Source organism: Cellulomonas sp. B6 (assembly GCF_001462455.1).
In the GTDB taxonomy this organism is placed as follows: Bacteria; Actinomycetota; Actinomycetes; order Actinomycetales; family Cellulomonadaceae; genus Cellulomonas.
Window position 1 is genome coordinate 1 of record NZ_LNTD01000188.1, and the last position, 25,365, is coordinate 25,365.

Below are 25,365 nucleotides of genomic sequence, written 5' to 3' on the forward strand. Positions count from 1 at the left end.
GCGCCGGGGTGGTCACCCGGGCAGGCTACGCGAGCGCCGGCACCGCACGGCGAGGCCGCCCACGGTGCGGGAGCGCCGGCGCGTGCGGGCGCGGGCCCCGACGGACCGGGCCGCCCGGTGCGCCGGGTGCCGCGCTCGCCTCGGGGGTAGGGTCGGTGCGCGATGGACGCCTCGACCACGCCCCCAGCCGCCGCCGACGACGGCCGCGCCCGTGCCGTCGGTGCACGACCCCGTGTGATGGTGCTCTTCGGCGGGCGGTCGGGCGAGCACGCGATCAGCTGCGCCACGGCGAGCGGCGTGCTGCGCGCGCTCGACCGGGACCGCTACGACGTCGTCGCCGTGGGCATCACGCGCCGCGGCGAGTGGGTGCTCGCGGACGACGACCCGGACCGGTGGGCGATCCGCGACGGCCGCCTGCCCGAGGTCGAGGACACCGCGACGCGCGTCCTGCTGCCCCAGGGCACCGCCGAGCGCGACGTCCAGGTGCTGCACGACGGCCGGCTCGGGGCCCCGCTCGGCGCGGTCGACGTCGTGTTCCCGCTGCTGCACGGCCCGTTCGGCGAGGACGGCACGCTGCAGGGGCTGCTCGAGCTGGCCGACGTGCGGTACGTCGGGTCGGGCGTGCTCGCCTCGGCCGTCGGCATGGACAAGCACATGATGAAGCTCGTGCTCGCCGGGTCGGGTCTGCGCGTCGGGCCCTTCCGCGTGGTCCCCGCGGGCGTCGCGCCGGACGCCGCGACGCTCGGCGCGATCGTCGACGACCTCGGGCTGCCGGTCTTCGTCAAGCCCGCGCGCGCCGGCTCGAGCCTGGGCATCACGCGCGTCGACGACGCCGCCGACCTGCCCGCCGCGGTCGCGGCCGCGCGCGAGCACGACCCCAAGGTCGTCGTCGAGGCGGCGATCGTGGGTCGCGAGATCGAGTGCGGCGTCCTCGGCGGACGATCGGGCGCCGCCCCCCGCGCGTCGCTGCCGGGCGAGGTCGTCGTTGCCGAGGCCGACCACACGTTCTACGACTTCGCGGCCAAGTACCTCGACCAGACCGGTGTCACGCTGTCGTGCCCCGCCGACCTGCCGCAGGACGTCGTCGAGCGCGTGCAGGACGCGGCCGTGCGCGCGTTCGAGGCCGTCGGCTGCGAGGGCATCGCCCGGGTCGACGTGTTCGTCACGGCCGACGGCGAGGTCGTCGTCAACGAGATCAACACGATGCCCGGGTTCACGCCGTACTCGATGTACCCGCGGATGTGGCAGGCCAGCGGGGTCGACTACCCGACGCTGGTCGACGAGCTGGTCGCGCTCGCGCTCGAGCGGCCCACCGGGCTGCGCTGAGCCCGTCCGCCCCGGGAGGGCGTCACAGGCACTGCCGCTGCTGCTCGGTCCGTGCCACCGCCGGGCCGATCCGGTCGAGGAACGACGTCGAGCGGGTCTGCGCGACCGAGCCCGGCACGCGCACCTCGACGGCCGGTACGCGCCCGTACGTCGTGAACGTCCAGTCGCCGTCGGCCTCGACCACGACCCAGTCGATCGTGGGGCCGTTGGGCGTCGTCACGGACTCGCAGCGCTCGGTGGTGGGGCCCAGCGGCTCGACGCCGCAGCGCAGCACCACCGCGGAGCCGACCTCGCCCCAGGCGGTCGTGGCCTGCGCGTCGGTCGGCACCTGGTCCAGGCCGTCGCCGAGCGAGTCGGGCATCGCGAGGACGACCGACGCGCACACGGGGTCCGTGGCGTGCTCGGCGGCCTTCACGGGGACGGTCGCGGCGCACGACGCGAGGAGCAGCGCACCCGCGACCGCGGCGGTCACGGGCAGGACGGGACGCGGGAGCACGCCGCCACGCTACCCGGCCCGCGCGGGCGCCCCGCACGGTGCCCGCGCGTGGTCCGCCCCGGCCGGCCGGCCGTCGTGGACCCCGGCGGACGTGGCCGCGGGTCCGCGCGGAACGGTCTAGCGTGGGCGCGTGCCTGCCGAGAGTCCCGTCGTCGCCGACCTCGCCGAGCAGGACCTGCTCGACCGGATCTTCCCGCACCTGCCCGTCGGGTCGCGCACGCTCGTCCCGCCGGGCGACGACGCGGCCGTCGTGGTCGCGCCCGACGGCCGGTACGTCGTGACGTGCGACGTGCTCGTCGAGGACGTGCACTTCCGCCGGCGGTGGTCGTCGGGCCAGGACGTGGGCCGACGCGCCGCGATGCAGAACCTCGCCGACGTCGCCGCGATGGGTGCCCGTCCCGTCGCGCTGGTCGTGGGGCTGGTCGTGCCCGGGGCGACGCCCGTCTCGTGGGTCGAGGGGCTCGCCCGAGGGCTGGGCGACGCGTGCCGTCCGCTCGACGTGGGCGTCGTGGGCGGCGACCTGTCCTCCGGGCCCGTCGTGATGGTGTCGATCACCGCGCACGGCGACCTTGAGGGGCGCGACGCGGTGCGCCGCAGCGGCGCGCGCGCCGGGGACGTCGTCGCCCACGCGGGCCGCTGCGGGTGGTCGGCGGCCGGGCTCGCGCTGCTCGACGCCGGGACGCCCGAGCTCGACCCTGGGCTGGTGGCCGACCACCGCTCGCCCGAGCCCGAGCTCGAGGCCGGCCCCGCCGCGGCGCGTGCCGGGGCGACGGCGATGCTCGACGTCTCCGACGGTCTGCTGCGCGACGCGCGGCGCCTGGCCCGCGCGAGCGGCGTCACGCTCGACCTCGACGACGTCCTGCTCGCGTTCGACGACGACGCGCGACGCCTGCGCGCCGCGGGTGACGCGCTCGGCGTCGACGTCGAGCAGTGGCTCCTGACGGGCGGTGAGGACCACGGCCTGCTCGCGACGTTCCCGGCCGGCACGCCGCTGCCGCACCCGTTCCGTCGCATCGGCGTCGTGACGTCGCGGGGCGACGAGCTGGTCCGCGTCGCGGGCGAGGCGCCGCGCGTCGCGGGGTCGGGCTGGGACCACTTCGGCGACTGACGCCGCCGGCGCCCGGGAGCGCCGTCGACCGACGTCGACGGTGCCGACGGCTGCCGACGTCAGCCGCGGCGGTACCGCACCTCGAGCAGGTCGGCCCCGCCGAGGTTCTCGAGCCGCTCGACGCCGTCGGGCGAGAAGCCGTGGCGGCGGTAGAAGTGCCGGGCGCGCGCGTTGTCGGCCAGCACCCACAGCGAGACGGGCGTGCCGTCGCCGAGCTCGGAGAGGGTCGTGCGCATGAGGTCGCGCGCGACGCCGTGGCCCCACGTGCCGGGGTCGAGGTAGATCGAGTAGATCTCGCGCTCGCCGCGGCGCGCGTCCTCGTCGCGGGCCGGGCCGTACGACGCGAAGCCGAGGAGCCGTCCGGCGGACTCGGCGACGATCGTGCGGACGTGGTCCGCGGGGCCCTCGGCCAGCTGCTGCGCCCACCGCCGCGCGCGTGCGGCGGGGTCGAGCGCACGCAGGTAGTCGTCGGGGACGATGCCGGCGTACGCCTCCTGCCAGGACCGCACGTGCACGCCGGCGATGCCGACGGCGTCGTCGGTGGTCGCCGGCCGGATGGTCACCTCGTCGATCTGCTCGACCATGCGACCACCCTGCCACACGGCTCCGCGTGCCAGAAGGGTGGCTGACGCACCGGTGCCGACCGGGCCCCGCCGCTCACGCGGGCTCCGGCCCGCCGACGAGCAGCTCGGCCACCGCGTCGGGCCGGTCGCACGGCACGAGGTGCCCGGTGCGTGCGACCCGCACCAGCCGCGCCGCGGTGCGGCGCGCGAGCAGCACGTCTGCGCGCTGCTCGCGCCGACCGTGACGCTCCGGGACGGCCAGGACGACCGGTACCCGGGGCGGCCCGGCGGTGAGCAGGGCGTCGACGCGCGCGGCGCGGTCCCACCCGGCGTCGAGCTCGTCGAGGAGGCTGCGCCACCCGGCCGTCCCGGGCGCCGCGTCACCGGTCGACGTGACGCCGCGCCGCCGCCACCAGCGCGCGGCCGCCCGGTCGACGGCCGACGCGAGGACCTCAGCGCCGGGTGCTCGGGTCGCCGCCCGCGCCGTCGCGAGCGCCGCCGCGCGGACGGGGCCCGCGGGCCCCTGCTCGTGCGGGCGTGTCGGGTCGAGCAGCACGACGCGTCCCACGCGCTCGGGCTCGCGCAGCGCCGCCTCGAGGGCCAGCAGCCCGCCGAGCGAGTGCCCGACCACGCCGTCGACGGGCCCGTCCGCGAGCAGGTCCTCGACGCTCGCGGTCAGGTGCCGGTCGCGCACGTCGAGGTGCACGGACGCCGGGAGCAGGGTCCGGACGCCGTCGAAGGTCGACGGCGGGCACCCCAGGCCCGGCAGGGCGAGCCACCGCTCGACGGCCACGCTCACGGCTCCTCCCGTCGGGCGGCGTCCCGCACGGCCCGCAGCAACGGCACCAGCACGACGAACGTCGCGCACACGCCGAGCGTCTGCGCGCGCTGCCACAGCCCGACGGGCGGCGTCGCGGCCCCCAGCGTCGAGGCGACCGCGATGGCGCCGACGACCGCGCTCGTCACGAGCGTGGCGGCCGGCGCGAGCGCGCACCACGCCGCACGGGTGCGCCCGCGACCGGCGGTGCGCCGCGCGAGGGCCAGTGCCCCGACGCAGGTCGTCACGACCGCGAGCGAGACCACGCTGCTCGCCACCTCGTGGACGGTGTGCTGCACGCCCAGGGTCCGCGCGGCCTCGGCCGCCGCGCAGCGGGAGTCCGCGGACGGTGCGCACGCCATGGGGTTGAACGCGTCGACGACGGTCGCGGCGCCGGTCACGACGAGCGCGACGGACACGACCGCGACCCACCGCCGGGCCGTCGGCGGCACCGCGCGGCGTACCCGCAGCAGCGCCGCCCCGGCCAGCGCGGCGAGTCCGCCGGCCAGGGTGTCGGTGGCGACGAACAGCGCCCGCAGCGGCTGACCGCGGGCCGCGTTCTCGGACAGGTACGAGCGCACCGGGTCGAGCGGGAACCCGGCCGCGAGCTCCCACGTCACGCCCGCGTACGCGACGGCGGCGAGCACCAGCAGGACGTGGACCGCCTGCAGCACGGCCGGGTGCGTGCCGCGGGTCGGCGCGGGCGGGCTCATGTCGCCTCCCACCCCAGCTGCGCGGCCGACCAGACGAGGCCGTACGGCAGCATCGTGCGGGCCCCGACCCAGGTGTGGTCGAGGCCGGGGTAGACGCGCAGGGTCGTCGGCTGCCCCGCCGCGCGCAGCGCGCGCTCCAGCACCCGACCCGCGGCGGGCGACTCGGCCCCCGGCACGCCGAGGAAGACCGGCTGCGCGGGCGCCGCGCCGCGCGCGCCCAGGACCGTCGTCGGCGTCGCGGCGTCGACCGCGCGCGGGTCGGCGCGCACGGCAGGCGTGTCGGGTGCGGCGTACGGCATGAGCGCCACGACGCCGCCGAAGACGTCGGGGTGGGCCAGGCCCGTGCTCAGCGCGCCGAGAGACCCCGCCGACATCCCCAGCACGACCCGCCCGGCCGGCTCGGCGCGGGTGCGCAGCGTCGCGTCGGCCCACGCGACGACGTCGGTCCGCAGGTACGTCGCGAGCTGCGGACCGCCGGGCACGTCGACCGGTTCGCGGTCGGCGGGGGAGGCACCCGCGTTGAGGTCCGGCGACACGACGATCACGGGCGGCAGGTGGCCACCGGTCACGAGGGCGTCGACCGTGGCGTCGGCCTGCCCGCCGGCGAACCAGTCCGCCGCGGTCCCGGGTGCGCCGTGCAGCGTGTAGACGACCGGGAACCGCGCGATGCTGCCGGGGCGGTCGTACCCCGGCGGGAGGTACACCCACGCGGGGGAGTCCGGCACGCCGGGGCTCGTGGACGGGATGGTCACGGGGAAGGCTCGGCCGCGCCGGTCGGTCGCGGCGTGCGGGTGCCGGGCCGGGGGCGGGTCGGAGGTCGTGTCGTGCGGCGACCACGTGCGGGTCTGCACCCACCGGTGCGCAGCCTGCACGGACGGCAGGTAGCCGACCCACAGGTTCACCGCGAGCGCCGCCGCGAGGACGACGAGCAGCGTCGCGCCCGCGAGCGGCGCGGTGGTCGCGCGCCGGGTCGGCGCTCGCCGGCGTGCGCGGCGAGCGGCGAGGAGGAGCGCGAGGGCGAGGGCCAGCGCGAGGCACACCGGGAGCGGCGAGCCCAGCACGACGTCGCCCGTGGCGTGGGTCGCCAGCGTCGCGGGGACCTCGATCGGTGCGTCCGGGCTCATGCGTCCGTCGGGGGACGGTCGCGGCTCGCGGCGGGCTCGGACCGCCGAGGGGTGGGCCGGGTGGCTCTCGTGCGCATCGCTCCGCCGGACGTCGGGACCCGTGCGCGCGGTGTGCGGCGCGCACGGGGTGGGGTGCGTCCGAGTCAACCGCGGCGGGAGGGCTGCTGTCGTCGGCCTCGGGGAGGGTGCTCGTCAGCCCCTGGTCGTACGTGGGTGCCTTCCCCGACCGGGCGACGTCGTGCGCGGGCAGCACGAAGGCCCGCGAGCACGCTCGCGGGCCTTCGGGTGTCACGGGTGCCGGGACGCACGCGGTGCGACCCGGCGGTGCGTCAGACCGCGCGCTGCACCTTGCCGGCCTTGAGGCACGACGTGCAGACGTTGAGACGCTTGGGCGTCCCCGCGACGACGACGCGCACGCGCTGGATGTTCGGGTTCCAGCGCCGCTTCGTGCGCACGTGCGAGTGCGAGATGCTGTGCCCGAAGCTCGGGCGCTTGGCGCAGACGTCGCAGTTGGCAGCCACGGTCTTCTCCTGGTTCTGATTCTGTCGGGCCGACGGAGCGGCCCCGTGTCGTGCACGTCCCGCGCACACGGCTGCGGACCGGACCCCGGAGGGCTCGGACCGCACGACGGTGCATCGGAAGGTCTGTGGGGCGCCCGGAGGTGGTCCGGGCAACCGGGCAAGACTACCTCACGGTCGAGACAGCACCCAAATGTGGGTCCGGTGCGGCACAGTGGGCGGCCGACGGACGGCGTGGGCCGTCGCAGGACCGTACCCCGGCCGGGCCGTCGCACGGGCAGGTCGTCCGGGCAGGTCGTCCTGACGGGTCGGACGGACGGGTCGTGCGGACAGGTCGGACGGACAGGAGGAACGGGTGGACGTCGGGACGCGGCAGGTCCGCCTGGACGCCGGGCTCGTGCGCGGCTGGGCCGCCACGGCCGTCGCCGCCTGCGCGGCCGCGCGGGAGCGCATCGACGCGGTCAACGTCTTCCCCGTCCCCGACGGCGACACGGGCTCGAACGTCGCCCTCACGGTCGCGGGTGGTGCGGCAGCCCTCGACGGCCTGCCCGCCGCCGCGCCGTGGCACGAGGCGGTCACGGCGTTCGCGCACGGAGCCGCGCGTGCGGCCCGAGGGAACTCGGGCGTGATCCTGAGCCAGTGGCTCGTCGGCCTGGCGCACGGCCTGGGCGCCGCCGACGCGGCGGGGGGAGCCGAGCAGGTCGACCCGGACCGCCTGGCGTGCGCGCTGACCGCGGCCGCCGACGCGGCCGTGACCGCGGTCCCCGACCCGCAGGAGGGCACGGTGCTGACCGTCGCGCGGGACGTCGCGCGCACCGTGCGTGCGGGCCGCACCGCGGCAGGAGCGGCGGCCGACCTCCTCGCGCAGGCCGTGGACGCCGCGCGCGACGACCTGCGCCGGACCAGCGCGGGGCACGACGTGCTGCGTGCCGCGCGCGTGGTCGACGCGGGAGCCTGCGGCCTGCTCGTCGTCCTCGACGCGCTCGTCGCCGCCCTCCGCGGCCGGGACGCGTCCGCGGTCGACCTCGCGTGGCTCCCGCAGGTCGGCCCCGACGTGCTCGCGGGCTGCGCGTCGGGATCCGGCGGCGCGTTCGAGGTGATGATGCTCGTGCGGGACGTCGCGGGGGCACGGCTCGCCACGGCGCTGCAGGCCGTCGGCGACGCGGTCGCCGTCGCCGACGCGGGGGGGCTGCTGCACGCGCACGTCCACACCGACCGCCCCGCCGCGGCGCTCGCCACGGTCGCCGCCGCGGCGCGCAGCCAGGTGGTCGTCCGCCGGATCGAGGAGCCGCCGCCGACGGCGCGCGGGCTCGTCGTGCTCACGCCGTCGCCCGGGCTGGCCGCGTGGTTCGCGACGTGCGGTGCGGTGACGCTCGTCGGGGACGCGCCGGGCGTCGACGAGGTCGTGCGCGCGGCGCGGGACACCCGGACGGGTCGCGCCGTGGTCGTCGACGCGGGGACCGGCGCGCCCGTCCCGGGTGACCTGGACGTCGTCGCCGCCACGGGCGACGGGCCGGCCGTGGTGGCGTGCCTCGCGCTCGTCGCGGACGACGCGGCGGACCCGGGAGCGGCCCGCGCGGCGCTGCACCGCCTGGCCGCGGCGACGACGGACGCGCACGAGGCGGTGCCCGGCCTCGTCGCGCGCCTCCTCGCGGCGGTCCCGGGCGCGCAGGCCGTCACGCTCGTGCACGGCGAGGAGGTCGACGAGCGCGCGGCTGCGACCGTCGCGGCCGCCGTCGCGGGCGCGTACGCGGACCTCGAGGTCGTCGTCACGGGGCCCGCCCGCGGCGACGCGTGGTGGGTGGGGGTCGACTGACGTGATCGCCGCCGACCCGCTCGACGTCCCGCTCGCCAAGAAGTTCGGGGCGCGCACCGCCAAGCCGCTGGCCAAGCTGGGCCTGACCACGACCGGTGACCTGCTGCGCCACTACCCGCGCCGGTACGCCGAGCCCGGGACGCTCACCGACATCGCGAGCCTGCAGGTGGGTGAGCACGTCACGGTCGTGGCCGAGGTGGTGCGCAGCTCGGCGCGCCCGACGTCGCAGGGGCGGGGTCTGCTGCAGGCCACGATCACCGACGGCACGCACCGGCTGGAGCTGACGTTCTTCGCGTCCAACGTGCACAAGCTCGAGTGGCGCAAGGGCCAGCTCCGCCCGGGTCGGCGCGGCCTGTTCTGGGGGACGGTGTCGGTGTACCGCGACACGCTGCAGCTCACGCAGCCCGAGTGCCGGCTGTTCGGTGGCGACGACGACGACGAGGACGAGGCGCTGCTCGAGGCCGAGCGGCCGATCCCGGTGTACCCGGCGGTCGCCGGCTTCGACTCCACGAAGATCGGGCAGGCCGTGCGCACGGTCCTGGACCCGCTGCGCGAGGAGGACGTGCCCGACCCCGTGCCGGACCACCTGCGCGAGCGCGACGGCCTGCCCACGCTCCTGGAGGCGCTGCGCCTCGTGCACGTGCCCCACGACGAGGCGCAGTGGCGCCGCGGTCGCGCGCGGCTGCGGTACGAGGAGGCGCTCGTGCTGCAGGCCGAGCTCGCGCGCCGCCGAGCGCGGGTCGCGCTCACCGAGGCCGTCGCGCGCCCGCCCCGGGCCGGCGGCCTGCTCGACGCGTTCGACGCGCGCCTGCCGTTCACGCTGACCGCCGGGCAGCGGGCGGTCGGCGAGGAGATCGCCGCCGAGCTCGCGGCGGCGCGTCCCATGCAGCGGCTCCTGCAGGGCGAGGTCGGCTCGGGCAAGACCGTGGTCGCGCTGCGCGCGATGCTCCAGGTGGTCGACGCGGGCGGGCAGGCCGCGCTGCTCGCGCCCACCGAGGTCCTGGCGACCCAGCACGCCCGGACGCTGCGCGGGCTGCTGGGGGACCTCGCCGAGGGCGGCTTCCTCGGCGGTGCGAACGACGCGACCCGGGTCGTGCTGCTCACCGGCTCGCTGCCCACCGCCGCGCGCCGCGAGGCGATGCTCGACGCCGCGAGCGGCGCCGCGGGCATCGTCGTCGGCACGCACGCGCTGCTGTCGGAGCACGTGCAGTTCGCGGACCTCGGTCTGGTCGTCGTCGACGAGCAGCACCGGTTCGGGGTCGAGCAGCGCGACGCGCTGCGCGCCAAGGCCGCGCGCACGCCACACACGCTCGTGATGACCGCGACCCCCATCCCGCGGACCGTCGCGATGACCGTCTTCGGCGATCTCGAGACGTCGGTGCTCGACCAGCTCCCCGCGGGGAGGCAGGGCATCACGACGCACGTCGTGCCCGCCGACAACCCGCGCTGGACCGACCGCACGTGGCAGCGCGTGCGCGAGGAGGTCGACGGCGGCGGGCGCGCCTACGTCGTGTGCCCACGGATCGACGGCGACGACGACGCGGGCGAGGCCGCGCGTGCGGCGGACGAGGACGGTGCCGACCTGCTCGTCGACGCCGACGTCCCCGCCGAGGACGCTCGCCGGCCGCTGCGCGCCGTGGTCGACGTCGCGCGCGAGCTGCGCGAGCGCCCCGACCTGGCGCACCTCGGGATCGGCGTGCTGCACGGCCGGATGCCCGCGGACGACAAGGAGCGCGCGTTCGCGGACTTCGCCTCGGGTGCCGCGCCCGTCCTCGTGTCGACCACCGTGATCGAGGTCGGCGTCGACGTGCCCGACGCGACGGTGATGGTCGTGCTCGACGCCGACAGGTTCGGCCTGTCGCAGCTGCACCAGCTGCGCGGCCGGCTCGGCCGTGGGACCCGCCCGGGGCTGTGCCTGCTCGTCAGCGCGGCCGAGCCCGGGACCGACGCGCACACCCGCCTCGAGACCCTCGCGAGCACGACCGACGGCTTCGAGCTCGCGGCGCTCGACCTCGAGCTGCGGCACGAGGGCGACGTGCTGGGCGCCGCCCAGCACGGCAGCTCCAGCTCGTTGCGCCTGCTGCGCGTGACGCGCGACGCCACGGTCATCGAGCGCGCGCGGACCGACGCGCGCGCGCTGGTCGAGCAGGACGTCGACCTCGCGCCGTGGCCGTCGCTGCGCGAGGCGATCGAGGAGTCGCTCACGGGGGAGCGTGAGGAGTTCCTCGATCGCGCGTGACTACCCTGGCGCCATGGCTCCCGTGGTGCGCGCGCGCAACCTGCAGGTCGGCTACGGGGAGGCACCCGTGTGCGCCCCCGTGTCGTTCACCCTCGGCGAGGGGCGTGCGGTCGCGCTCGTGGGCGCCAACGGCTCCGGCAAGTCGACGGTCCTCAAGACCGTCATCGGCCTGCTGACACCGGTCGGCGGCTCGGTCGAGGTGCTCGGGCGCCCGGTCGACGAGCGCGACGTGCAGTTCCGTCGCGAGGTGTCCGCCGTGCTCGACGACGACGCGTACTTCCCGGCCCTCACGGTCGCCGAGCACCTGTACCTCACGGCGCGCGGGCACGGCGTCATGGGCGCGCAGCAGGAGGTCGACGTGCTGCTCGAGGAGTTTGGGCTGGCCGACCACGCGCGCGCGACGCCCGTGTCGCTGTCCTCCGGCCAGCGTCGGCGCCTGCTGCTCGCTGCGGGCTTCGCGCGGCCCCGCTCGCTGCTGGTCCTCGACGAGCCCGAGCAGCGGCTCGACCAGCGCATGCGTGCCCGTCTGGCCGACCGGCTGCGGGCCGAGCGCGAGGCGGGCGGTGCGGTGCTGATCGCGACGCACGACCCCGACCTCGTCGCCGCGGTGTGCACGCAGGCCGTGCTGGTGGACGACCACGCGTCGGTCGTGCTGTCCGCCGCCGAGGCCGCCGACCGCATCGCGCGGGTCGCGCTGTGACCTCGGTCCGTGAGCCCGGGGACGCGCGCGGCGACGCCGACCCGCGGACCGTGGACCTCGGCGCCGCCGACGTGGACGACGACGGCCCGGCCCCTGCGGACCTCGGGCCCCACGACCTCGACGACGACCCGCGCGTCGGCGACTTCGAGCTCGGTGAGGTGCCGTCGGCCCGCTCGATCCGTCGCTTCACGGCGCGCGCCGCGCGCGCCCGTGCGGGGGCGAGCGTCGGCTCGCTCCTCACGGACGTCTACACGGCCGTCACGAGCGTGGTCATCTCGGTGCTCATCGTGCTGGGCGTGGTCCAGCAGCTCGGCGAGGCCCTGCCCCCGGCGCCGCCCGTGCACGCGCCCGGCGGCCTGAGCCTGCCGGCGCTGGTCGCGGTCCTGCTGCTCGCCGCGGTCGGTGCCCTGCTGTCCACCGCCGGGCGCCTCGGCCCCGTCGGTGCCGAGGGTCCGCAGGCCGCCTGGTGGCTCGCGCTGCCCGTGGACCGTCGCGGCCTGCTGCGCCCGGCGGCCGCGCGTGGCCCGGTGGTCGCCGCGCTCGCGGGCGCCGCGGTCGTCGTCGTGCTCGAGGCGGGCCTGCTCGCGTCGAGCGGCGCCACCCTGGTGCGCGCGGGGTTGCTCGGTGCGCTCGTCGCGGCCGTCGTGGTGCTGCTCGCGGCGGTCGCGCAGTCCCGCGGCGTGCCGCGTCGTCGCACCGCCGTGGCCGGCGACCTCGTGCTCGTCGCGGCGCCGGTCGTGGCCGTCGCGCTCGTCCTCACCGGGCGGACGCCCACCGCGCTGCCCGCGCCGTCGTGGGGCGTCGTCGTCGTCGCCGCGGTCGTGGCAGGGCTGCTGGCGGCGCTGGTGGACGCGCGGCTCGGTGCGCTGCCCGGCCGCACGCTGCGCGAGGGGGGCTCGGCCGCGACGCAGGCCGTCGGCGCCGTCGTCTCGCTCGACTCGCGCGAGCTGGGCCGCGCGCTCACGGGCGGTGCGGCCGCGTCGTCGCACCGCCGCGTCTCGCGCCTGCGGACCGCGCGCGGACCCGCGACCGCGCTCGTCACGGCCGATCTCGTGGTGCTGCGACGCTCCCTGCGGCACGTCGTGCAGCTCGTCGTCGCCGCCGGGCTGCCGGTGCTCGCGACGGTCGTCCCGCAGCTGGCCAGCACGGTCGGGGTGCTCCTCGCGGTGCTCGTCGGGGGATGGATGGCCGCGAGCGCGAGCGCCGAGGGCGCCCGGTGGGCCGAGATGGCGCCGGTCGTCGACCGGCTGCTGCCGCTCGAGGCGCGCACCGTGCGTCGGTTGCGGATGGTCGTGCCGGGCGTCGCGGTGCTGCTCTGGACGGTCGTCGCGCTGGGAGCGGTGGGGATCTGGGCCGGCGCGCCCCTCGACTGGGTCCTGCTGGGGCTCGCGGCGGTGCCCGTGTGGGCGGCGGCGGCCGTGCGCGCCGCGTACCGGCCCGCACCGAGCTGGGACAAGCCGCTGGTGGCGACGCCCGCGGGCGCCCTGCCGACGGGCGTGCTGCAGGTCGTCGCCCGCGGCCCGGACCTCATCGCGTTCTGCCTCCTCCCGCTGTGGATCGCGATCGGCCTCCACACGGTCACCACGGTCATGGTGACGGCGCAGGTCGTGCTCTCGACCGTCGCCGTGCTCATCGGCTCCTCGGTGCACGACAAGGGGTGGCTCGAGCGCATGATGGAGGAGCAGGACGAGCGCAAGAAGGCCGGCGCATGACGCGCGTCGTCGCCGGCACGGCGGGCGGGCGCACGCTCGTGGTGCCGTCGTCGGGCACGCGACCGACCAGCGAACGCGTCCGTGAGGCGCTGTTCTCGCGGCTCGAGCACCTCGACGCGGTCGAGGACGCGCGCGTGCTCGACCTCTTCGCGGGTTCGGGTGCCCTGGGGTTCGAGGCCGTCAGCCGCGGTGCCCGCAGCGCCGTGCTGGTCGACAGCGCGCGCGTCGCGGTCGACGCCTGCCGCCGCAACGCCCGGTCGCTCGGGCTGGCGGACCGCGTCGACGTCGTCGCCGACCGGGTCGACCGGTACCTCGCGCGCCTCGCCCCCGCCGACGCGCCGGAACCCGCGGGAGCGTTCGACCTCGTGCTGCTCGACCCGCCCTACGACCTGGCGGACGACGTGCTGCAGGTGGCCGTCGACGGTGTCGCGCGCTGCGTCGCGCCCGGTGCGGTCGTGGTGGTCGAGCGGTCCACGCGCGCCTCGGCCCCGACCTGGCCCGCGCCGCTCGATGCGATCGACGACCGTCGCTACGGCGAGACCCGGGTGTGGTTCGCCGAGCGCCCGGTCTGACGGGCGTCGCGGCTCCGCGGCGGGTCGTCGGCAGCGGTCGGGCCGGCGCCCGGCGGTGACGTCAGCGCACGTGCAGGACAGTGAGCGTCGGCCCGTCCGGCGCGAGGTCCACCGCACCGGCCCTCGTGCACCCGTGCCGCGCGTAGAAGGCGAGGTTGCGCGGGTCGCTCGTCGCGAGCCACGACGTGCCCGCCGCGGGACCGCGCAGCGCGTCCAGCCCCGCGCGCAGGAGCGTGCCCCCGAGACCGCGACCCTGGTGGTCGGGGTGCACGGCGAGGTAGTTGAGGTACGCGCCGGGCGTCTCCGGCGCGAGCGGGGCGGACCGGCCGAGCGCCGTCAGCACCTGCTCGGCGCGCGCCGCGCCGACCAGCGCGCGCAGGACGCCGGCCGGGCTCGGCAGGGTCGTCGGGGACCCGGGCTGCACGAGCACGACCCCCGCGGGCCGCCAGGCCGCGAGCCCGACGACGGCACCGCCGCCGACGGCGACGTCGACCCGGCCGTGCGCGACGTAGCGCTCGAGCGACGGACCCAGCCACGCCGCGCACGCGTCCGCCCGCGTCGCGTCGTCGGGGAGCACCCAGCGCATCAGCGGGTTGGTGCGGTAGGCGAGCGCGCACACCGTGCGCAGCGCGGGCAGGTCGGCGGCGGTCGCGCGGCGCAGGGTCGGCACGCGGCCACGCTAGCGGCGGCCGACGCGCCGCGCGGTCGTCCACGGGTGCGTGACGTAGGTTGGCGTCCGTGAGCACAGCGGTCTGCCCGGGGTCCTTCGACCCGATCACGCTCGGGCACGCGGACGTCGTGCGCCGCGCGCGGTCGATGTTCGACGAGGTCGTCGTGGCCGTCGCGCACAACGCGTCCAAGAGGGCGCTGCTGACGCCCGACGAGCGGGTCGCGCTCGCGGTCGACGCGCTCGCGGACCTGGACGGCGTGCGCGTGGTCGCGACGAGCGGCCTGCTGGTCGACCTCGTGCGCGAGGTCGGTGCGAGCGCTGTCGTCAAGGGGCTGCGCAGCGGTGCGGACCTCGACGCCGAGCACCCGATGGCGCTGATGAACCGGCACCTGTCGGGGGTCGAGACGGTCTTCGTGCTCGGCGACCCGGCGCTCGGGCACGTCGCGTCGTCGCTGGTCAAGGACGTCGCGCGGCACGGTGGACGGATCGAGGACATGGTGACGCCGGCGGTCGCGGCGGCGGTGCGCCGCGCGCTCGCGGCCGGGGGAGAGGACGGACGATGACGGAGCAGGACGACACGCAGGAGCGCGTCGAGGGCGTCGGCGGCGTGCTCGACGCGCTCGAGCAGGCCGTGGTGCAGGCGCGCGCCATGCCGATGTCCTCGTCGGTGCTGGTCAACCGCGCCGAGCTGCTGGAGCTGGTCGACGAGGTGCGCGCGGCCCTGCCCGCGCAGCTGCACCGCGCGGACGAGGTGCTCGCGGACGCCGACGCGGCGCGGGCCCAGGCCCAGGCGGACGCCGACGCGGTGCTGGCGCGGGCACGGGCGCGGGCGGCCGAGCTGGTCGACCAGGAGAGCGTCGTGGCGCAGGCCCGCGAGCGGGCCGCGCAGATCGTCGCGGAGGCGCAGGAGACCGCCGAGGGTCTGCGTCGGGACGCGGACGACTACTGCGACCGGCGGCTCGCGGACTTCGAGATCGACCTGGGCAAGGTGCTGTCCCAGGTGCAGGCCGGCCGCGCCAAGCTCGCCGGCCGGCTCGCACCCGGCGACGGGGCCACCTCGGTCTGACCCGACGCACCGGCCGTTTGGGCGGGGGTCGCGGGTGCCGTACAGTTGTCCGCTGGTCCTGCCTGTCGTGGGCGCGGGCCGAGTCAGTCATGTCGCCACAACAGCCGTGCCGCGCACCCGCGGGGCACGGCCGGGAACGAGGGGAACGGACCGTGCGCCCATCCCACCTCGATCCCCGCTCGCCGTTCGTGCTCGAGACACACGAGCTCGGCCGACGTCCGGGATCGATGCGGACGGTGCAGCGGACGGTCGCGGCGCCCGACGAGCTCGGCAGCGGCATGATCGGCATCCCCTCCGGGAGCGACCTCGAGCTGGACCTGCGGCTCGAGGCGGTCATGGAGGGGGTCCTGGTCACCGGTTCGATCCGCGGCGAGGCCGTCGGGGAGTGCGTGCGGTGCCTGGAGAAGGTCGTCGAGCCTGTCGATGCGCCGATCCAGGAGCTGTACGTCTACCCTGAGCGGGCGCAGGCCGCGGTCGCGAGCGGGGACGACGACGACGAGGACGTGCGTGAGCTGGAGGGCGACCTGGTCGACCTCGAGCCCGCGCTCCGGGACTCGGTCGTCCCGACGCTGCCGTTCCGGCCCCTGTGCCGGCCGGACTGCCCGGGCCTGTGCTCGCAGTGCGGTGCACGGCTCGCGGACGACCCGGACCACACGCACGACATGATCGACCCCCGGTGGGCGGCCCTCGGCGGCCTGGCGGGTTCTGACGACGAGAAGAGAGAGAGCTGACCGTGGCGGTTCCGAAGCGCAAGATGTCGCGCAGCAACACCCGTGCGCGTCGGTCGCAGTGGAAGACCACTGCCACGACGCTCACCACCTGCCCCCAGTGCAAGTCGCAGACGCGGCCGCACGTGGCGTGCCCGACGTGCGGTGCGTACAACGGCCGTCGCTACGTCGAGGCCGTGCGCAGCGAGCACGAGGCCGTCTGACCTTCGCGGCCACGATGACCGGCACACCCGTCGACACCGGCGTCGCGTGAGCACGGCAGCGCAGTCGCTCCTCGAGAAGCTCGGGGTCCACCTGGACCCCGAGCTTCTCGTGCTCGCCCTGACGCACCGGTCGTTCGCGCACGAGGCCGGGGGCATCCCGACCAACGAGCGCCTCGAGTTCCTGGGCGACACCGTCCTGGGCCTCGTCGTCACCGAGCACCTGTACCGGGCGCACCCGGCGCAGTCCGAGGGTGACCTGGCCAAGATGCGCGCCGCGACCGTGTCGCAGCGCGCCCTCGCGCACGTCGCGCGCGAGCTCGACCTGGGCAGCTACGTGCTGCTCGGCAAGGGTGAGCTCGCGACGGGCGGCAAGGACAAGGACTCGATCCTGTCCGACACGCTCGAGGCGATCTTCGGGGCCGTCTACCTCTCGCACGGGCTCGAGCCCGCGCGAGAGCTCGTCGACCGGCTCGTCAGCCCGACCCTCGCCGCCGCGGCGGGGCTCGGTGCGGGGCTGGACTGGAAGACGTCGCTGCAGGAGCTCTCGGCCCAGCTGGGCCTGGGAGCGCCGTCGTACGACGTGACGGGCGAGGGCCCTGACCACGCCCGCACGTTCACGGCGCACGCGGTCGTGGGCGGCGAGGTGCGCGGCAGCGGCGTGGGCAGCGCCAAGAAGATCGCCGAGCAGGAGGCCGCCGCGGCGGCGTACGCGACGCTGACAGCGCTGCGTGACGGCACGACCTCGGACGACCCGACGTCGCACGACGCGAGGGCGGACGGATCGACGTCGCACCACGCACGCGCGGCCGACGCCGGCTGACGTGCCGGAGCTGCCCGAGGTCGAGACCGTCCGCGACGGCCTCGCGCGTCATGTGCTGGGCCGCACGGTGTCGGCCGTCCACGTGCACCGCGACTACTCGGTGCGCCGGCACGAGGGCGGTCCGAAGGACTTCGCCGCGCGCCTGACGGGCCGACGCCTCGACGCCGCGGTGCGGCGCGGCAAGTTCCTGTGGCTGCTCCTCGACGAGGGCCCCGGGCGTGGCGACGACGCGCTCCTGGCGCACCTCGGCATGAGCGGGCAGCTCCTGGTCCGCGGCCCCGCGGCGCGCGTCGACCCCGACGCGCCCGGCGAGCTCTGCGGCCCCGACCCTGTCGCGGCCCCGGGGCCCGGTGGCTGGGTCGACCACCCCCACCTGCGTGTGCGGCTCGAGCTCGACGACGGCTCCGCGCTCGACTTCGTCGACCAGCGCACGTTCGGGCACCTCGCGGTGCCCGACCTCGTCGCGACGCCGGACGGTGCGGCCGGCGGGCTCGGGTCCGCCCGCGCGGTCGTCCCGGCGCCCGTCGCGCACATCGCGCGCGACCTGCTCGACCCGGCGGTGGACCGCGCGGCGCTCGTCGAGGCGGTGCGGGCACGCCGCACCGAGCTCAAGCGGGCGCTGCTCGACCAGACGCTCGTGTCCGGGGTCGGCAACATCTACGCGGACGAGGCGCTGTGGCGCGCACGGCTGCACGGCGCGCGGCCGACGGCGACGGCGCGCCGCACCGAGGTCGGACGGCTGCTCGACGCGGCCGCCGAGGTGATGACCGAGGCGCTCGCGCAGGGCGGCACGAGCTTCGACGCGCTGTACGTCAACGTCAACGGCGCGTCCGGGTACTTCGACCGCTCGCTCGCGGTCTACGGGCAGGAGGGGCGTCCGTGCCGGCGCTGCGGCACGCTCGTGCGGCGCGACGCGTTCGCCAACCGGTCGTCGTTCACGTGCCCGGTGTGCCAGCCACGCCCGCGTCCGCGACGCACCTGACGCTCGCGGTCCGCCGTGCCACCCCGTCCCGACGTCCGGGCCCCGTGGCGTCAGCGGGGCACCACGTTGCGCAGCGGCTCGCCGGCGACGAACCGCGCGACGTTGTCCGCGACGAGGTCCTGCCACCCGACCGGTCGGCCCCCGGCCGCGTGCGGGCTGACCAGCACGCGCGGCTCGTCCCACAGCGGCGAGCCCGCGGGCAGCGGCTCGGTCTCGAACACGTCGAGCGCCGCCCCCGCGACGGCCCCGGCGCGGACGGCCGCCAGGAGCGCCGCCTCGTCGAGCGTCGTGCCGCGCCCGGCGTTGACGACCCACGCTCGCGACGGCAGCAGGTCCAGCACGCGCGCCCCGATCGCGTGCCGCGTGGCGTCGAGCGCGGGCAGCAGGCCGATCAGCACGTCGGTGCGTGGCAGCAGCTCGGCCAGCGACTCGGGCGCGACCACGTGGTACCCGTGACGTTCGCCCGCCGTGGTCGCGACGCCCGTGACCCGCGCGCCCAGGCCCGTGAGCAGCGGCGCCAGGCGTGCGGCGATCGAGCCGAAGCCCCACACCGTGACCTGCGCACCCACGAGCGTGCGGACCTCGCCCGGCGGGTGCAGCGGCTGCAGGCCACCGAGCTCGTGCGCCCACCGGTGCTCGGCCTGGGCCCGCAGCAGTTCCGGCACGCGGCGCACGCACGCGAGCGTGAGCGCGAGCACGTGCTCGGCCACGGTCGCGTCGTGCAGCCCGCGCCCGTTGGTGACGACGGCCCCGGCCGCGAAACCGGCCGCGAGGACCGCGTCCGGGCCGGCCGCGAGCGTCTGCACCCAGCGCAGCCGCGGCGCGGCGGCGGCCAGCTCGCGCAGCCGGTCGGCGGGGTTCCCCCACACGACCAGCGCGTCGGCGTGCGCGGCGTCCGCGGGCGGCGGCGCGTCGACGTCGTACGGCACGACGCGCACGCCGTGGGGGACGCGCGGCGCGCCGTCGACGGAACGGGGGAGGAGGATCGTGGTCACGGTCGATACGATGCCATCGTGTCAGCCACGAGCCAGTCGACGCCTGCGCCCGGTCCGGGCGCCCGCACGGCACCCATCTCCGTCATGATCGTCGACGACCACGAGGTCGTCCGCCGCGGCATCGCCGAGGTCGTCGAGCGCACCGACGGCATGACCGTCGTCGCCGAGGCCGGGTCGGTCGCCGACGGCGTCCGCCGCGCCACGCTCGTGCGGCCGCAGGTCATGCTGGTCGACCTGCAGCTGCCCGACGGCACCGGCATCGACCTCATGCGGGCCGTCAAGGAGACGCTGCCCACCGCGCGTGCGATCGTCCTGACGTCGTTCGACGACGACGACGCGCTCGCCGCCGCGCTCGACGCGGGCGCGTCGGCGTACCTGCTCAAGAGCGTGCGGGGCGCCGAGATCACCGACGTGATCCGCGCGGTCGCCGCGGGTCGCACGCTGCTCGACGACCGTACGGTCGCGCGCCGCCGCGCGGGCCACGAGGACCCGACCGAGAGCCTGACGCCCAGCGAGCTGCGCGTGCTCGACCTCATCGGCGAGGGGCTGTCGAACCGCGAGATCGCGGAGCGGCTCGGGGTCGCGGAGAAGACCGTGAAGAACCACATCACGTCGCTGCTCGCCAAGATGGGCCTGCAGCGGCGCACGCAGGTCGCCGCGTGGGTCGCCTCCCGCAAGAACTCCGGCTGGCGGGCCGAGCCCGGCCACTGAGCCGCCGGCCACCCCTGCTGCCACCTCACGACCGCCACCTCACGACGCGCCGGGCCTCACCGCCCGGCGCGTCGCCGCGTCCGGGGTGCGCCCGGCGGTCGGCGCCCTCCGTCATGCCAGCGGCGCCTGCCACGTCAGCAGCGTGCCCGTGCCGCTCGGCGCGACGCCGAGGCTGAACGAGCCGCCGTGCTGCCGCGCCCGCGACGCGAGGTTGCCGGTCCCGGAGCTGCGTTCGCGGTCGGTCGACACGCCCACGCCGTCGTCCTCGACGTCGACGGTCACCGACCCGGTGTGGCCCGACCCGCGGACGCTCACGCACACGCCCACGGACGACGCGTGCGCGTGCCGTGCGGCGTTGGCCAGGCCCTCGCGGACGACAGCGACGACGTCGTCGGTGAGCTCCTGCTCGAGGCGCTCGTCGATGCGGTCCTCGCCCTCGCCGTCGCCGGGCGTGAGCACCTCGCCGTCGAGCGAGAGCACGAGCGACGGTGCGAACCCCAGGCCGGTGCGCGCCAGCGAGGTCTCGCGACGCAGGCGCTCGACCAGGCCCGTCGCGGCGTCGGGGTCGCGCAGCGCGTACACGATCTGGCGGATCTCCCGCACCGAGCTGTCCACGTTGTCGAGCGCCTCCTCGACGATGCTCGTCAGCTCGTGCGCGTCGACGCCGCGCGCCGAGCGGCGCCGCACGGTCTCGAGCTGCATGCCGGTCGCGAACAGCTGCTGGATCGCCAGGTCGTGCAGGTCGCGCGCGATGCGCTCGCGCTCGTCGAGCAGCGCCGCGAGGTCCTGCGCGTGCCGCGCCTCGGCCAGGACGTAGGCGAGCGCCGCCTGGGCGGCGAACGACTCGGCGGTCGCGAGGTCGCTCTCGTCGAACGGGGTCCGGCCGATGCGGCGCAGCAGCAGCAGCACGCCGACGCCGCGCCCGGAGGAGTGCAGCGGCGCGAACATCGCCGGTCCGAACGCGCGCATCTCCTCGAGCTTGACCGTGCGCGACGCGCTCAGCGACGGGGTGAGCAGCCCGTGGCCCTCCTCGAGGACCGTCCACGCGCGCCCGCCGCGCGGCATGACCAGACCCGTGAGGACGTCGGCCTGGTAGCCGTCCGCGAGCTCGAGGTACAGCTCGCCGCCCAGGCCGGGCAGCGCCAGCGCCGCGGTGTCGGCGCCCGCGACCTCACGTGCCGTGCGCGCGACGTGCTCGAGGGCGTCCTCCTCGTCGACGCCCTCGAGCAGCATCGTGGTGATGTCCTGCCCGGCCTGCAGCCAGTGCTCGCGGCGCTCGGCCTCGGCGTAGAGCTGCGCGTTCGCGATCGCGACCCCGGCGGCGGCGGCGAGCGCGACGACCATGGACTCGTCGGTGTCGGTGAACGAGCCGCCCTCGACCTTCTCCGACAGGTACAGCTGGCCGTACACGTGCTCGCCGACCTTGACCGACGCGCCGAGGAACGAACCCATCGGCGGGTGGGCGCTCGGCCAGCCCTGGAACGCGCGATGCTGCGTGAGGTCGTCGAGGCGCAGCGCGCCCTCGAGCGGGATCTGCCCGAGCACGCCCTCGGCGTGCGGGGGGCGGCGCAGCATGCGCGCGACCGCGGTGGGGATGCCCGTGTAGACGAACGTCGTGGACGCGCCCTGGTCGTCGAGCACGTTGATCGCGCCGTAGCGCGCCCCGGTGAGCTCGGCGCTGACCTGCACGAAGCGGTCGAGCACCGTCGTGAGGTCGAGCTGCCCGGCGACCGCGAGGATCGCCCCGAGCAGGTCGGTCAGCGCGTCCCCGGTCAGGGGTGCGGGCGACGGCCGGTCGACGAGCACCCCCCGCTGGAACGGCGCCCCCGCGACGAGCGGCGACCCCGCCACCTCGCGCATCTCTCCCCGGTGCTCGCTCACGTCTGCTCCCGCTCCTCGGCCCGCACCGCCTCACCGTAGCCCGGCACGTGGTCCACGAGGTGCGCGTGCGTGCCGCGCGCCGCGACCTGCCCACCCGTGACCCACAGCACCTCGTCGGCCGTGGCCAGAGACGTCAGGCGGTGGCTCACGACCACCAGGCCGCGTGGCGTGCCGTCGCGGGTGGCCGGTGCGTGCCACAGCGCGTCGAGCACCGCGTCGGCGGTCGTGGGGTCGAGGTGCTCGCCGGGCTCGTCGACGAGCAGCAGCGGCGCGTCGGACAGCAGCGCGCGCGCGAGGAGCAGGCGGCGGCGCTCGCCGCCCGAGACGGTGCGCGCGTCCGAGCCCAGCACGGTGTCGAGGCCGTCGGGCAGGCCCTCGAGCCACGCCCCCAGGCCCGTGCGGGCCAGCGCGGACCGCGCCTCCTCGGGCGTGACGTCGCCGCGCGCGACGCGCAGGTTCTCGAGCACCGACGTGCCGAACACGTGCGCGTCCTCACCGGTCACCACGACGCTGCGCACGACGGTCGCGCGGTCCGCCGTGCCGAGCGGGACGCCGTCGAGCGTCACGGTGCCGGCGACGGGCGCGAGGAGTCCCGCGAGGGTCAGGAGCAGCGTGGTCTTGCCCTCGCCGCTGGGACCGGCGACGGCCAGGCGCGAGCCCGGGGCGAGCCTCAGGTCGACGTCCGTGACGGCGGGGGGCCGCCCGGGCCAGCCGCACGCGAGGCCCCGTGCGACGAGCGTCGGGCCCGACGGATCGCCGGTGGGCGGCGGCGCCGGGACGTCACCGGGCTCCGGGGCGACCGCGCGTGCCGCGGCCGGTCGCTCGTCCGACCCGGCGGCGGCGTCGAGCAGCGCGAGGATCCGCGCCGCCGCGGCGCGTGAGCGCTGCACCTGCACCGCCGCGGCGGGCAGCAGCGAGGTCGCCTCGAACGCCGCGAGCGGCGTGAGCACGACCACCGCGAGCTCGACGGGGGCCAGCAGCCCTGCGCCGACCGCGGGGACGCCGGTCACGAGCGCGACGAGCACGGCCACCCCCACGGCGAGCTGCCCGATCCCCGCGGCGAGCGCGGCGGGGCGCGCACCGGCGTCAGCCGCCCGCGCGAGGTCGGCGTCGGCCGCGCGCAGCGCGTCGAGCTCGTGCGGCAGGCGCCCGGACACCGCGAGGGGACCCGCGTCGTCGAGCACGCCGAGCGAGGTCGCGCTCATGCGGGCGCGCGCCGCGACGCCGCGCTCCTCGGCGGTGCGTGCCCCGCGTGCCGACAGCCAGGGCGCGAGCACGCCCGCCGCGAGCAGGCAGAGCGCCAGCGCGAGGCCGGCCGGGGGCCAGAACAGCGCCATCGCGACGGAGGTGCCCACGCCGAGGGCTGCGGCGACGGCCGCGGGCAGCAGGCCGCGCACCACGACGTCGCCGACCGCGTCGACGTCCGCGCCGACGCGGGCCAGCAGGTCGCCGCGCCGCACCGCGAGCAGCGCCTGCGGGGAGCCGGCCGCGAGGCGGTCGTACAGCGTGGTGCGCAGCGTGGCCATGCCGCGCAGCGCGACGTCGTGCGACACGAGGCGCTCGAGGTACCGCATGAGACCGCGGCCGATGCCGAACGCCCGCACGGCCACGGTCGCGACCGACAGCTGGAGCACGGGCGGCATCTGGGAGGCACGGGCGATGAGCCACGCGGACGCCGCCGCGAGCGCGACGGCCGAGCCGAGCGCGAGCGTTCCGAGCAGGACCGCGAGCGCGACGCGGCGCGGGTCCACGTCGAGCAGCCGCACGGCGCGGCGCAGCGTCCCGCGCGGGGGGCGCGTGCGCGCGGCGGTCGGTCCTGCCGCGGGCGGGGGAACGGCGACGGGAGCCGCGACGGTCGCGGGGACGCGTGCGGCGCTCACCGGACGGCTCCGCGCGGATCGCTCTCCGCGACGGCGTCGATGCTCGCTGGGCCGTCGTCGGCCGGGCCCGTGCGCGCGGACCGCACGTGCACGACCTCGTCGGCGCGCGCGGCCAGCGACGCGCGGTGCGCCACGAGGAGCACCGCGCAGCCCGCGTCGCGCAGCGCGTCGAGCGTGCGCAGCACGACCTGCTCGCCGACCGCGTCGAGGTGCGCGGTCGGCTCGTCGAGCACGACGACGGGGCTCGGACGCAGCAGGGCACGGGTCAGCGCGAGGCGCTGCCGCTGCCCGACCGACAGGCCCGCGCCCCCGCCGCCGAGCGGGGTGTCCCAGCCGTGCGGCAGCGTCGTCACGACCGCGTCGAGCCCGGTGAGCGCCGCCGCCCGGTCGCGTGCCGCGGCGTCGGGCGAGCCGAGGACCTCGCGCACCGTGCCGGGCTCGAGCACGGGCCGCTGCGGCAGCCACGTGACCTGCCGCCAGTAGTCGTGCGGGTCGACGTCCGCGAGCGGGGTCGCCGTGCCGTCGGCGGCGACGAGCTCGACGCGGCCCGCGTCGGGGGGCAGCAGCCCGAGCAGCACCTCGACGGTCGTCGTCTTGCCGGCCCCGGACGGGCCGACCAGCGCCACCACGCGGCCGGGGACGAGCTCGACGTCGACGGGGGCCGGGGCCCACCCGTCGCGTGCGCGGACCGCGACGCCCCGCGCCCGGACCCTCCCCGTGGCGAGGTCGGGGGCGAGCGCCGTGCCGGCGGCGGGCAGCGGCACCTCGAGCACCGCGAACGCGCGGTCGGCCGCCGCGACCCCGTCGGTCGAGGCGTGGAACTGCGCACCGACCTGGCGCAGCGGGTTGAACACCTCGGGGGCGAGCACGAGCACCGCGAGGCCCGTCACGAGGTCCATCTGCCCGTAGACCAGGCGCATGCCGATCGCGACCGCGACGAGCGCGACGCACAGCGTCGTGAGGAGCTCGAGCACCATGCCGGACAGGAACGCCACGCGCAGCGTGCCCATGGTCGCGCGCCGGTGCGCGTCGCCCAGGTCGCGGACCCGCGCCACCGGCCCCCGCTCGCGCCCGAACGCGCGCAGCGTCGTCAGGCCCGCGAGCAGGTCGAGCACCTGCGCGCCCAGCCGCTGCATCGTCGCCAGGCCCCGCTCGGAGCGGCCCTGCGTCATGACGCCCACGAGCCACATGAACACCGGCACCAGGGGGATCGTGCCGGCGATGATCGCGGCCGACACCCAGTCGAGCCCGAGCACGACGAGCAGCGTCGCCGGGGTCAGCGTCGCGGCGAGCACGAGCTGCGGCAGGTACTTCACGAAGTAGGGCTCGAGCGCGTCGAGCCCGCGCGTCGCGAGGGTCACGAGGCTCGCGCCGTCGGCCGGCGCGGCGCGGCGGGGACCGACGGCGGCCGCGTGCGCGACGACGCGCTCCCGCAGCTCGGCGACCGCGCGGGTCGCGGCGCGGTGCGCGTACCGCTCCTGCACCCCGGCCACGAGCGCGCGCACCGCGACGACGCCCGCGAGCCCGCCGACGAGCGGCAGCACGCGGGGGAGCGTCGCGCCGTCGGCGACGGCCGAGCCGAGCGCGTGCGCGAGCAGCAGGGCCTGCGCGACGACGAGCGCGCCGGTGACGACACCGAGCGCGACCGTCAGCGCGAGGTACCCGCGCGCCGCGCGCGCGTACCGCAGCAGCCGGGGGTCGAGAGGCTTCACGCGGTCCAGGAGA

At 77.2% G+C, this 25,365-nt stretch carries 25 protein-coding genes; 14 read left to right on the plus strand and 11 right to left on the minus strand.

From position 1 onward, the window contains the following. The first annotated feature begins 162 nt into the window (after window positions 1–162). Window positions 163–1,326: a D-alanine--D-alanine ligase family protein gene (locus ATM99_RS15380; RefSeq protein ID WP_062103737.1), complete on the plus strand. Its 1,164-nt coding sequence runs from the start codon at window positions 163–165 to the stop codon at window positions 1,324–1,326. Window positions 1,327–1,348: 22 nt separating this feature from the next. Here the strand turns inward: ATM99_RS15380 and ATM99_RS15385 are convergent, their stop codons facing one another. Further along, window positions 1,349–1,822, minus strand: coding sequence for a DUF3515 family protein (locus tag ATM99_RS15385; protein ID WP_062103738.1), 474 nt, complete (start codon window positions 1,820–1,822; stop codon window positions 1,349–1,351). Window positions 1,823–1,952: 130 nt separating this feature from the next. Here ATM99_RS15385 and ATM99_RS15390 point away from each other — a divergent pair, with 130 nt between their 5' ends. Then, window positions 1,953–2,930 (plus strand): thiamine-phosphate kinase, encoded by a 978-nt coding sequence (locus ATM99_RS15390; protein WP_062103739.1) that lies wholly within the window; start codon window positions 1,953–1,955, stop codon window positions 2,928–2,930. Window positions 2,931–2,989: 59 nt separating this feature from the next. Here the strand turns inward: ATM99_RS15390 and ATM99_RS15395 are convergent, their stop codons facing one another. From ATM99_RS15395 to rpmB, 5 genes are all read right to left on the minus strand, one after another. After that, complete coding sequence (locus ATM99_RS15395; RefSeq protein WP_062103740.1) at window positions 2,990–3,514, minus strand: GNAT family N-acetyltransferase; 525 nt, start codon at window positions 3,512–3,514, stop codon at window positions 2,990–2,992. Between the two features lie 73 nt (window positions 3,515–3,587). After that, window positions 3,588–4,292 (minus strand): alpha/beta fold hydrolase, encoded by a 705-nt coding sequence (locus ATM99_RS15400; RefSeq protein WP_190278851.1) that lies wholly within the window; start codon window positions 4,290–4,292, stop codon window positions 3,588–3,590. Next, the gene (locus ATM99_RS15405; RefSeq protein WP_062103742.1) at window positions 4,289–5,023 is read right to left on the minus strand and encodes a DUF998 domain-containing protein; all 735 of its coding nucleotides are present in this window, start codon (window positions 5,021–5,023) and stop codon (window positions 4,289–4,291) included. The genes ATM99_RS15400 and ATM99_RS15405 overlap by 4 nt, the downstream gene beginning before the upstream one ends. Then, window positions 5,020–6,147, minus strand: coding sequence for an esterase family protein (locus tag ATM99_RS15410; protein WP_062103743.1), 1,128 nt, complete (start codon window positions 6,145–6,147; stop codon window positions 5,020–5,022). The genes ATM99_RS15405 and ATM99_RS15410 overlap by 4 nt, the downstream gene beginning before the upstream one ends. A 329-nt stretch (window positions 6,148–6,476) precedes the next feature. Further along, on the minus strand, window positions 6,477–6,668 hold the full coding sequence (gene rpmB, locus ATM99_RS15415; RefSeq protein ID WP_046528726.1) for a 50S ribosomal protein L28: 192 nt from the start codon (window positions 6,666–6,668) through the stop codon (window positions 6,477–6,479). A 352-nt stretch (window positions 6,669–7,020) separates the two neighbouring features. Here rpmB and ATM99_RS15420 point away from each other — a divergent pair, with 352 nt between their 5' ends. Genes ATM99_RS15420 through rsmD form a run of 5 tightly spaced genes read left to right on the plus strand, consistent with a single transcriptional unit; the run spans window position 7,021 to window position 13,704 of the window. Beyond that, the gene (locus ATM99_RS15420) at window positions 7,021–8,481 is read left to right on the plus strand and encodes a DAK2 domain-containing protein (protein WP_062103744.1); all 1,461 of its coding nucleotides are present in this window, start codon (window positions 7,021–7,023) and stop codon (window positions 8,479–8,481) included. A 1-nt stretch (window position 8,482) separates the two neighbouring features. Further along, on the plus strand, window positions 8,483–10,720 hold the full coding sequence (locus ATM99_RS15425) for an ATP-dependent DNA helicase RecG (protein WP_062103745.1): 2,238 nt from the start codon (window positions 8,483–8,485) through the stop codon (window positions 10,718–10,720). Window positions 10,721–10,733: 13 nt separating this feature from the next. Further along, window positions 10,734–11,420 carry an ABC transporter ATP-binding protein gene (locus tag ATM99_RS15430; RefSeq protein ID WP_062103746.1) on the plus strand — a complete coding sequence of 229 codons (687 nt, stop codon included), beginning with the start codon at window positions 10,734–10,736 and terminating at the stop codon, window positions 11,418–11,420. After that, window positions 11,417–13,132 (plus strand): DUF6297 family protein, encoded by a 1,716-nt coding sequence (locus tag ATM99_RS15435; protein ID WP_223305168.1) that lies wholly within the window; start codon window positions 11,417–11,419, stop codon window positions 13,130–13,132. Before ATM99_RS15430 ends, ATM99_RS15435 begins: the two co-directional genes overlap by 4 nt. Beyond that, a complete protein-coding gene (rsmD, locus tag ATM99_RS15440) occupies window positions 13,129–13,704 on the plus strand; it encodes a 16S rRNA (guanine(966)-N(2))-methyltransferase RsmD (protein ID WP_062103747.1) in 576 nt (191 codons plus the stop codon). The genes ATM99_RS15435 and rsmD overlap by 4 nt, the downstream gene beginning before the upstream one ends. Before the next feature lie 61 nt (window positions 13,705–13,765). Here the strand turns inward: rsmD and ATM99_RS15445 are convergent, their stop codons facing one another. Continuing rightward, entirely contained in the window at window positions 13,766–14,374 is a 609-nt protein-coding gene (locus ATM99_RS15445; protein WP_062103748.1) for a GNAT family N-acetyltransferase, read from the minus strand. Between the two features lie 68 nt (window positions 14,375–14,442). Here ATM99_RS15445 and coaD point away from each other — a divergent pair, with 68 nt between their 5' ends. The 6 genes from coaD (at window position 14,443) to mutM (ending at window position 18,173) form a co-directional block, all read left to right on the plus strand. Beyond that, the gene (gene coaD / locus ATM99_RS15450) at window positions 14,443–14,937 is read left to right on the plus strand and encodes a pantetheine-phosphate adenylyltransferase (RefSeq protein WP_062103749.1); all 495 of its coding nucleotides are present in this window, start codon (window positions 14,443–14,445) and stop codon (window positions 14,935–14,937) included. After that, a complete protein-coding gene (locus ATM99_RS15455) occupies window positions 14,934–15,440 on the plus strand; it encodes a hypothetical protein (RefSeq protein WP_062103750.1) in 507 nt (168 codons plus the stop codon). The genes coaD and ATM99_RS15455 overlap by 4 nt, the downstream gene beginning before the upstream one ends. Window positions 15,441–15,667: 227 nt before the next feature. Next, window positions 15,668–16,171, plus strand: a complete 504-nt coding sequence (locus tag ATM99_RS15460) for a DUF177 domain-containing protein (RefSeq protein WP_223305170.1) — start codon at window positions 15,668–15,670, stop codon at window positions 16,169–16,171. A gap of 2 nt (window positions 16,172–16,173) precedes the next feature. Then, complete coding sequence (rpmF, locus tag ATM99_RS15465) at window positions 16,174–16,371, plus strand: 50S ribosomal protein L32 (protein ID WP_046528718.1); 198 nt, start codon at window positions 16,174–16,176, stop codon at window positions 16,369–16,371. 46 nt (window positions 16,372–16,417) lie between these two features. After that, the gene (gene rnc, locus ATM99_RS15470; RefSeq protein WP_062103752.1) at window positions 16,418–17,191 is read left to right on the plus strand and encodes a ribonuclease III; all 774 of its coding nucleotides are present in this window, start codon (window positions 16,418–16,420) and stop codon (window positions 17,189–17,191) included. Between the two features lies 1 nt (window position 17,192). Beyond that, window positions 17,193–18,173 carry a bifunctional DNA-formamidopyrimidine glycosylase/DNA-(apurinic or apyrimidinic site) lyase gene (gene mutM, locus ATM99_RS15475; RefSeq protein WP_062103753.1) on the plus strand — a complete coding sequence of 327 codons (981 nt, stop codon included), beginning with the start codon at window positions 17,193–17,195 and terminating at the stop codon, window positions 18,171–18,173. Window positions 18,174–18,223: 50 nt separating this feature from the next. On the opposite strand, the gene ATM99_RS15480 is transcribed toward mutM, so the two are convergent. Beyond that, complete coding sequence (locus tag ATM99_RS15480) at window positions 18,224–19,168, minus strand: NAD(P)-dependent oxidoreductase (RefSeq protein WP_082659866.1); 945 nt, start codon at window positions 19,166–19,168, stop codon at window positions 18,224–18,226. Window positions 19,169–19,252: 84 nt separating this feature from the next. Here ATM99_RS15480 and ATM99_RS15485 point away from each other — a divergent pair, with 84 nt between their 5' ends. After that, a complete protein-coding gene (locus ATM99_RS15485; RefSeq protein WP_046530638.1) occupies window positions 19,253–19,879 on the plus strand; it encodes a response regulator transcription factor in 627 nt (208 codons plus the stop codon). Window positions 19,880–19,990: 111 nt separating this feature from the next. Here the strand turns inward: ATM99_RS15485 and ATM99_RS15490 are convergent, their stop codons facing one another. The 3 genes from ATM99_RS15490 to cydD are packed head-to-tail and all read right to left on the minus strand — an operon-like array spanning window position 19,991 to window position 25,352. After that, window positions 19,991–21,760 carry a GAF domain-containing protein gene (locus ATM99_RS15490; protein WP_062103754.1) on the minus strand — a complete coding sequence of 590 codons (1,770 nt, stop codon included), beginning with the start codon at window positions 21,758–21,760 and terminating at the stop codon, window positions 19,991–19,993. Beyond that, a complete protein-coding gene (cydC, locus tag ATM99_RS15495; protein ID WP_082659868.1) occupies window positions 21,757–23,640 on the minus strand; it encodes a thiol reductant ABC exporter subunit CydC in 1,884 nt (627 codons plus the stop codon). The genes ATM99_RS15490 and cydC overlap by 4 nt, the downstream gene beginning before the upstream one ends. Beyond that, on the minus strand, window positions 23,637–25,352 hold the full coding sequence (cydD, locus tag ATM99_RS15500; RefSeq protein WP_062103755.1) for a thiol reductant ABC exporter subunit CydD: 1,716 nt from the start codon (window positions 25,350–25,352) through the stop codon (window positions 23,637–23,639). Before cydD ends, cydC begins: the two co-directional genes overlap by 4 nt. Window positions 25,353–25,365: the final 13 nt, after the last annotated feature.

Excerpts from the sequence above, each read along its gene's own strand:
- ATM99_RS15410 (WP_062103743.1), bottom strand. The coding sequence starts at position 6,147 with ATGAGCCCGGACGCACCGATCGAGGTCCCCGCGACGCTGGCGACCCAC.
- rsmD (WP_062103747.1), top strand. The coding sequence starts at position 13,129 with ATGACGCGCGTCGTCGCCGGCACGGCGGGCGGGCGCACGCTCGTGGTG.
- ATM99_RS15395 (WP_062103740.1), bottom strand. The coding sequence starts at position 3,514 with ATGGTCGAGCAGATCGACGAGGTGACCATCCGGCCGGCGACCACCGAC.
- ATM99_RS15430 (WP_062103746.1), top strand. The coding sequence starts at position 10,734 with ATGGCTCCCGTGGTGCGCGCGCGCAACCTGCAGGTCGGCTACGGGGAG.
- ATM99_RS15405 (WP_062103742.1), bottom strand. The coding sequence starts at position 5,023 with ATGAGCCCGCCCGCGCCGACCCGCGGCACGCACCCGGCCGTGCTGCAG.
- ATM99_RS15485 (WP_046530638.1), top strand. The coding sequence starts at position 19,253 with ATGATCGTCGACGACCACGAGGTCGTCCGCCGCGGCATCGCCGAGGTC.
- ATM99_RS15455 (WP_062103750.1), top strand. The coding sequence starts at position 14,934 with ATGACGGAGCAGGACGACACGCAGGAGCGCGTCGAGGGCGTCGGCGGC.
- ATM99_RS15380 (WP_062103737.1), top strand. The coding sequence starts at position 163 with ATGGACGCCTCGACCACGCCCCCAGCCGCCGCCGACGACGGCCGCGCC.
- ATM99_RS15460 (WP_223305170.1), top strand. The coding sequence starts at position 15,668 with ATGCGGACGGTGCAGCGGACGGTCGCGGCGCCCGACGAGCTCGGCAGC.